Annotated in this window: 5 protein-coding genes; all 5 read right to left on the minus strand. The window is 47.7% G+C overall.

Going from position 1 to position 6,545, the window contains the following annotated elements:
• Positions 1-1,321 (minus strand): dynamin family protein (locus BN1360_RS20185; protein ID WP_195714288.1); only part of this gene is annotated, 1,321 nt, incomplete at its 3' end.
• A gap of 370 nt (positions 1,322-1,691) precedes the next feature.
• Positions 1,692-1,988: an NAD/NADP transhydrogenase alpha subunit gene (locus tag BN1360_RS20190; protein ID WP_068781670.1), complete on the minus strand. Its 297-nt coding sequence runs from the start codon at positions 1,986-1,988 to the stop codon at positions 1,692-1,694.
• Between the two features lie 36 nt (positions 1,989-2,024).
• The gene (gene nth / locus BN1360_RS20195) at positions 2,025-2,693 is read right to left on the minus strand and encodes an endonuclease III (protein ID WP_068781673.1); all 669 of its coding nucleotides are present in this window, start codon (positions 2,691-2,693) and stop codon (positions 2,025-2,027) included.
• Between the two features lie 104 nt (positions 2,694-2,797).
• Positions 2,798-5,533: an S-layer homology domain-containing protein gene (locus tag BN1360_RS20200; protein ID WP_068781671.1), complete on the minus strand. Its 2,736-nt coding sequence runs from the start codon at positions 5,531-5,533 to the stop codon at positions 2,798-2,800.
• 136 nt (positions 5,534-5,669) lie between these two features.
• Positions 5,670-6,317, minus strand: coding sequence for a GerMN domain-containing protein (locus tag BN1360_RS20205; RefSeq protein WP_068781672.1), 648 nt, complete (start codon positions 6,315-6,317; stop codon positions 5,670-5,672).
• Positions 6,318-6,545: the final 228 nt, after the last annotated feature.

Here is a 6,545-nt window from a genome sequence, read left to right on the forward strand (position 1 = left end):
TCCATGACTCTTCCAGCTGCGGCAGACGCTCGTCGAGCTGCTGCTCCCACCTTGCATCCCAGGCATCGAACCCCCGGCCCAGTTTGCGAAGCAAATCGCGCACATGCCAGTCTACCTGCGCAGCCGTCTGTTCCCCAAGCTTCGCCAGGAAGAATTGCTTGCGCCGTTCCTGCTCACGCTGCGTCTTGCCGCGGTGGAACAGGAATCCGGTCTTGAATTCCGGACGGCGGCTCTCCAGATAAGCTTCTGCCGCGGCTCGCAAGGACGGATTCATAATATAAGAATTATTCAACAGAGAATCAAGCTCTGCTACCCATTTCGTGTAGGCAATCTGTTCATCATAGCGTTCTGCATCCTGTTCAAACGCTGATAGTTCATCTGCGATAAACTGCATGGCCGCCTCTCCGCCGACAAGCTCCAGCAGCTCCTGCTCCCGTTCTTCTCCCTCGGTTATGGCACGCGCAATGAACTGCTCCGCACCATAACGGATCGAACAGTTAATGCTATACTCAAGCAGTTCTGTACGGCTATGCTGCAAATGAACGATCGTCTCCGTAAGCCGCTCAAGCATGTTTAACGGATGCCCAAGCTCCTTAAGCGAGATATGGAATACACCGGCTGGCACAATCCCCCATAGCTCAAAGGCCTGCTCGACAGACTTGCGATAATCGGCAAAGGTCAGTTCATTCTCCCGATGCTTATCGATCTGATTCACTACCAAATACAGCGGTTTGCCCCAATCCGCCAGGCGTCTGGCAAAAGAAAGATTGCTCTCAGAGAGCACATGGTTATAGTCCATGACATAGAATACTACATCCGCCAAATGCAGCGCGGAATTCGTAGCTACCATATGTGCAGCTTCCCCTGAATCGACGCCGGGAGTATCAAGCAGCACGCCTCTATTTTCAAGCAGCTGGATCTCATCCCAAATTTCAATCATTGCATATGTATTTCCGTCACGACAATATTTGTCCAACTCAGTCGGAGCAAGGGTAATAAACTCCTTATTACTACCGGCTTCACTCTCGACCTTGGTTAGCCTGACCTGCGGAGCTCCGTTTCGCAGCGCAGCGATATTCGCCGTCGTCGGAATTGGTCCGGATGACAGCACCTGCTTCCCGCAGAGCATATTGATCAAGCTCGATTTACCAGCAGAGAAATGGCCGCAAAAAGCCAGGGTCAACTCATCGGCTGCCAGCTTATGCAGGAGATCTTCGATTTCTCCGGATGCTACTCCATCAGCTTGGCTCTTGTACCATTCACCAAGTCGGACAAGGCGATTGCTCAGGTTGCTGCCTTGTCTATCTGTAATCGTTTCCATTGAAATAATTCTCCTTATAGTGGGTAGTTCAAAAAATCCCTTTTATTCACGAAGTCAATCAAGGAGTACCGGACCTTTTGAGCAAATTTATTAAACGGGACAGTTCAATTTGACTCTATCCCTTTCGAAATACATACATTTTACCCTACATGTTCATCACATGGAAGCCTTCATTTGCAATCAATCGAATTTATGTATGATTTCCTTCTTTTATCTATATAAATTGAAACGATCACATCCTCAACCCAACTTTTCTCGCCTTTTTTACACGTTATATCGCCATTTAACATCGGGACAAAAAAGGCCGAACAGGGAATATCTCACCCGCTCAGCCATCACGCATTCTATTATATAGGTAACTTTACAGCAGCTATACAGTAGCGCTCTCTTCTGCGTTCTCAAGCAGATCCGTCTCCGTTGGGATCAGAATTTCGAACACTTTGCCATGTTGGAGAATCATCACACCTTTATGGCGGTCCTTCATCACAACGACTTCCGGCTTCACAGCCATGCGCTCAAGATAATGCGCTGGAACTTCACCGGAATCGCTAACAGTAAGTCCCTCCAGCTCCAATTCATCATTTTCCTTCAGGTTCATTTCCATCACTTGTTCAAATACATCGGAAAATTGCTCAAAGTTGTCAGTATAGACAGAAATACACTTCATCTTGGTTCTCATCCTCACTATCTTAATCTGGTTTCGTCACTTATCTCTATCCTTGCTAAGTTGTGACTTTTTCATACGCTTTTTTCCTTCGCGGCATACATCCAGCAGCGGGCAACCGGCACAAGCCGGATTTTGAGCCTTGCAATGATATCGGCCGAAAAAGATCAGACGATGATGAGTCACGGTCCATTCTTCCTTCGGAACCTGCTTCATCAATTTCTTCTCGACCTCTAGCACGGAATCATTCCAACCAGCCAGTCCAAGCCTCTTGCTGACGCGTTCCACATGCGTGTCCACCGCTATGGCAGGTACGCCAAAAGCATTCGAAATGACAACGTTCGCCGTCTTTCTGCCAACACCAGGCAATTGAACAAGCTTATTATAGTCACTCGGTACTTTGCTATTGTACTGCTCAATCAATATTTTGCACAAGCTCTGAATATGCTTGGCCTTGCTGCGGAACAGACCGATCCGCCGGATGTCCTGCTCCAGCTCCTCAGGCGGGACAGAGACATAATCCTCTGGCGTTTTATATTTCTGAAACAAATCAGCCGTTACTTTATTGACGGTAGCGTCCGTACATTGCGCAGACAACAGAACGGCGATGGTCAGTTCGAACGGATTGCTGTGCTTCAGCTCGCAGTGAGCATCCGGGAACATAACGGCGATACTGTCCAAAATATGACGAACCGCCTCAGCTTTCATCTCTTCACCTGCTTTCCTAAGGTCATTCAGCCGCATTAACGGTTAAAAAACCGTCCTGATCCGGGAAACATCCCGCATCAAGACGGTTCTTCTCACGAAAACGATTATTGTTTTTCGATCTCAATCAACTTGTCGCCATTGAAATACAGAACAATTTTATCATTTTCCTTCAGTGATTGCACGGACAAAGTCGTGTCACCTTGGTGAATATATATATCATCTGTAATCGGGAAGCGATAATTGTTATCCGCCACGCTCGATCTGAGTACGGAAAGCTCCTTGGTCAACGTGTTGTAACGTGACACTTGGCGCTCCATCGAAGTCAATACTTTGACCAGCAGCGTGCCATCCGTGTCCTTGCGAACCTCCACATGATCCGAGGTATTCAGGCTGGAACTGCCGGAGCTTGCAGACCCATTACGGACTACCTTCACGCCGCTGCCCAGTGAAAATGTCTCACTCGTACCATCGAATTTTTTCAATTTCAGTACAGAGCCATCCACTTGGTCCACCTTGCCAAGCGACAATTTCACAACTTGCAGAGAAGTGGCTGTACGCCCGCTGAAGCTAACATTAATGGTCTGGCCTACCTTCAGCTCGTTAACTTTAATCGCGACACCGTTCTCCCCGAACAGGGTCGCCTGGTCAACGTAGAACTCATCAGAAATGCCATTCGCCACAGCTCTGATCCGGCTGTTGGTTACATTCACATTCGAAATCTCGAACTGAACATTTTTCTTGACAGCCAGTGTCTGCAGCGCATCCTGATTGGTGCTCAGAATGGCCGTCACAGGATCTCCTGCTTTCAGATTCGACAGGCTGGCATTGCTAACTCCATAGATGGATACCGATGGAGATGCGCCTTGGTATGGCACTTCAATCTTATTACCATCAGCCTGCAGAATCGTTATACTCTTCTTGGTCGTATCTGTTGATACATAGGTTCCGTCATATTTGTAAATGACCTGCAGGGCAAGCACACGGTCCCCGATGTAAGTCAAATTGATCTTTCTTCCTTCGGTCAACAGAGCTTCTGCCCCGGCAAGCGTTGGTGTAGCGGTATTGTATTCGACCTTAGTCTTCTCATCCAATGTGAACGCATGTACCTTCTTTGCGGAATCGACGACCATCAGAGCTTTGTATTTAGGCTCATATTTAACGACCGATACGGCGCCAACGGATTCGGACTGACGGCCGGTTACTTCGATCTTCGTAACCTGCTCTTCAGGATTGATCGTTAGCTTGACCTTGTCTCCGCCTTTGACGTCAGCGATCAGATCATCAAGCGTTGGCTCAGCAATCCCGTTGATTACGATAAGCGGCTTCTCCACAAGACGTTTGATCTCGTCCTTGCCGTTCGCATTTGTGAAGCTGATCAACGACTTCCCTTCAATGCTAAGAAGCGTGCCTGTGACTGTACGCTCGATACCTTGTGTGACTTCGAGCTTGGTCAGCACATTATTCTTCACTGTGAATTCAACCGCAGCACCCTTTTGCAGTTCGCCAAGGTTGTTCAGCACTTGATCCTGATAGAGAATAATGGTGCTGTCATCGTATTTGAAAGTCTCTTCCGTGCCGGAAGCTTCTCTGATCTTGATCGTCTTCTTGGTCAGATCAAAATCTTCCACGATGCCATTTCCGCTCTTGTTCACGATCGCCGATTTAACCTGTACGATAATCGGCTTCTTCTCCGCTGTGAACGTCTCGCGTTGAATTTCTACCGTACTGTCCGGAGTCAGGTTATCCGGTGCGATTGTATTTCCGTTTTGATCAAGGAACATGGTATTTGCGTCATAAGTATAAGTCACGGAATCATTGTTCACCAATAATAACATCCGGTTACCGCTAAGCACTCTAAGCAGCGTTCCTTCCGTCTTCTCAAGCTGTTGACTGGCATCCCGCACCTCAACATAAGCGGCCGATCCGACTTTATCTACAACGAGCACCTTCGTATACAGCTGTATAGCTGACTTGGATGCTGCCGTTTCTGTATCCTTCGTAAAGTATGCTGAACGGTTATCCAGCTTGAAGGTTCTTGTCGTACCGTTCACAAACAAGGTCAGGCTGTCATCCTTCAACGAAGTAACGATACCTTCATATACGTTGTCATAACCCGGATTCACATGTTCTCCGCCGCGGCTGAAAAAGGTAGCGAGTTGCGCACGAGTCACATTGCCGCGCGGATCGAATTTATTACCTTCAACCCCTTTTGTAAGGTCGAGTTGAACGGCTACATTAACATAGCCGCGAGCCGTTGCCGAGATGCTGCTCTCATCGGCGAAGCCGGTCGAAGTTCCCGCAGCAGCTTTGGCTTCTGCTTCTTTATCCAGGGCACGCACTAGAATTTTCGCGATCCACTCACGGGAAGCTGGCTTCTTGCCCCATTCTTCCTTCTCCCGGATGCTGGTGATTTCCTCAGCCTTGTCGATCAGCTTCTCCTGGAGAGCCAGCTCGACGTACGGTTTGAAGTAATTGCCAACCGCCAATTCCTTAGGCGCATTTTCACCGCTGCCCAGTTTCGAATTCAAATTCATGAAGCGAATCGCCATAGTAATTGCTTCTTGCTGGGTAACGCTGTCTCCCGGACGGAATTTCCCGGCATCGCCGAGAATAATTCCTTCGGAAGCTAATTTATAAATATGCTTCTCCGCCCAGAAGCCGCTCTTTACATCAGTAAATAATTGAATGGAGGAAGTATTTTGCGTTTGCACTTGGGAAGCATCTTCCTGTACTCCATCCGCAAAGGCTGCTGCGCCTCCTCCCAGACATAATGCTGTAGCTAGCACCGTAGATACCGCTCTGTTCATATTCCGTTGAAACTTGCGTTTATATGATGACATTAAATTCTCCCTTTCTACAAAATAATCTCTAGAGGTTGATCAATAAAGCTTCTTTTAATTAGGAAAACCGGCCCTTTGAACTCAACTTCTATAGATTTCTATTCGACAGAAGGTACCCTAGTTCCTCCAATTTTGGCTAATTTCTTGTCAGCGGCTGTTCAAGCTCCACATGACCCATCAGTGTATCCACTTGCTGACCGTCAACGAGCAGCTGGATTGATTTCACTTCAGAGAATTGGAAAAGAGTTTGTTTAAGCGCGTCAAGAGCCATCGCTTCGCCCCCAGCGCCGAGCCTTGCTTCATTCGGCAAAGACAAATCTACAGCAACTTTACCATTTTGCAGTTTGGCAGAGTTGAACACGGCTTTTCCCCACAACGGGAATAGCTTTTGATCCTGCGTGCTTTGCAGAGCTTTTAGCGCCGCCAAATACTTATCCTCATCACTTGTATAGGTGATTTGTTGCTCTACTTTTTGCAATTCAAGCATCTGGTCATCGCTGAAATAAGTCTCGATCTTTGCTGTTTTCTTCTCATTCACCGAGTTTCCCCCAGTTTCCTGGTTAGCTCCATTGCCTGATTGCCCTGAATCTGAATCACCGGCATGACCTTGCCCGTTATTGCTTCCCTGCTCATTATCTGGGCTCTGCGAATCGCTATTTCCATCGGCTCCCACCTGCTCCTGAGTAACACCATTAGATGGGGAAACCTGCGGCTTTTGTCCGCAACCGGTACTCAGGACGAGCAGAAGAACCAGCGTTCCTGATACAATTAGTTTTCTGTTCATCGTCGTAACCTCCTATGCAAGGTAGTTCAAAAAGTCTGAATTTGATCACGAAGCGAATCAAGAAGTGACTCGACATCGAATTTTGAATTCACCCGGTTCTTCCGGTGCTCACGTACCCACTTCGTACGCTCCGCTCCTCATAACCTAGCTTCATCCAACCTTCTCGGTGCTGAAATTCAGTCGTTTTGAACATTTATTTAATCTGGTAGTTCAAAAAGTCCGATTTTG

The sequence above is a fragment of the Paenibacillus sp. GM2 genome (genome assembly GCF_900069005.2).
Classification (GTDB): domain Bacteria; phylum Bacillota; class Bacilli; order Paenibacillales; family Paenibacillaceae; genus Fontibacillus.

Excerpts from the sequence above, each read along its gene's own strand:
- BN1360_RS20190 (WP_068781670.1), bottom strand. The coding sequence starts at position 1,988 with ATGAAGTGTATTTCTGTCTATACTGACAACTTTGAGCAATTTTCCGAT.
- nth (WP_068781673.1), bottom strand. The coding sequence starts at position 2,693 with ATGAAAGCTGAGGCGGTTCGTCATATTTTGGACAGTATCGCCGTTATG.
- BN1360_RS20200 (WP_068781671.1), bottom strand. The coding sequence starts at position 5,533 with ATGTCATCATATAAACGCAAGTTTCAACGGAATATGAACAGAGCGGTA.
- BN1360_RS20205 (WP_068781672.1), bottom strand. The coding sequence starts at position 6,317 with ATGAACAGAAAACTAATTGTATCAGGAACGCTGGTTCTTCTGCTCGTC.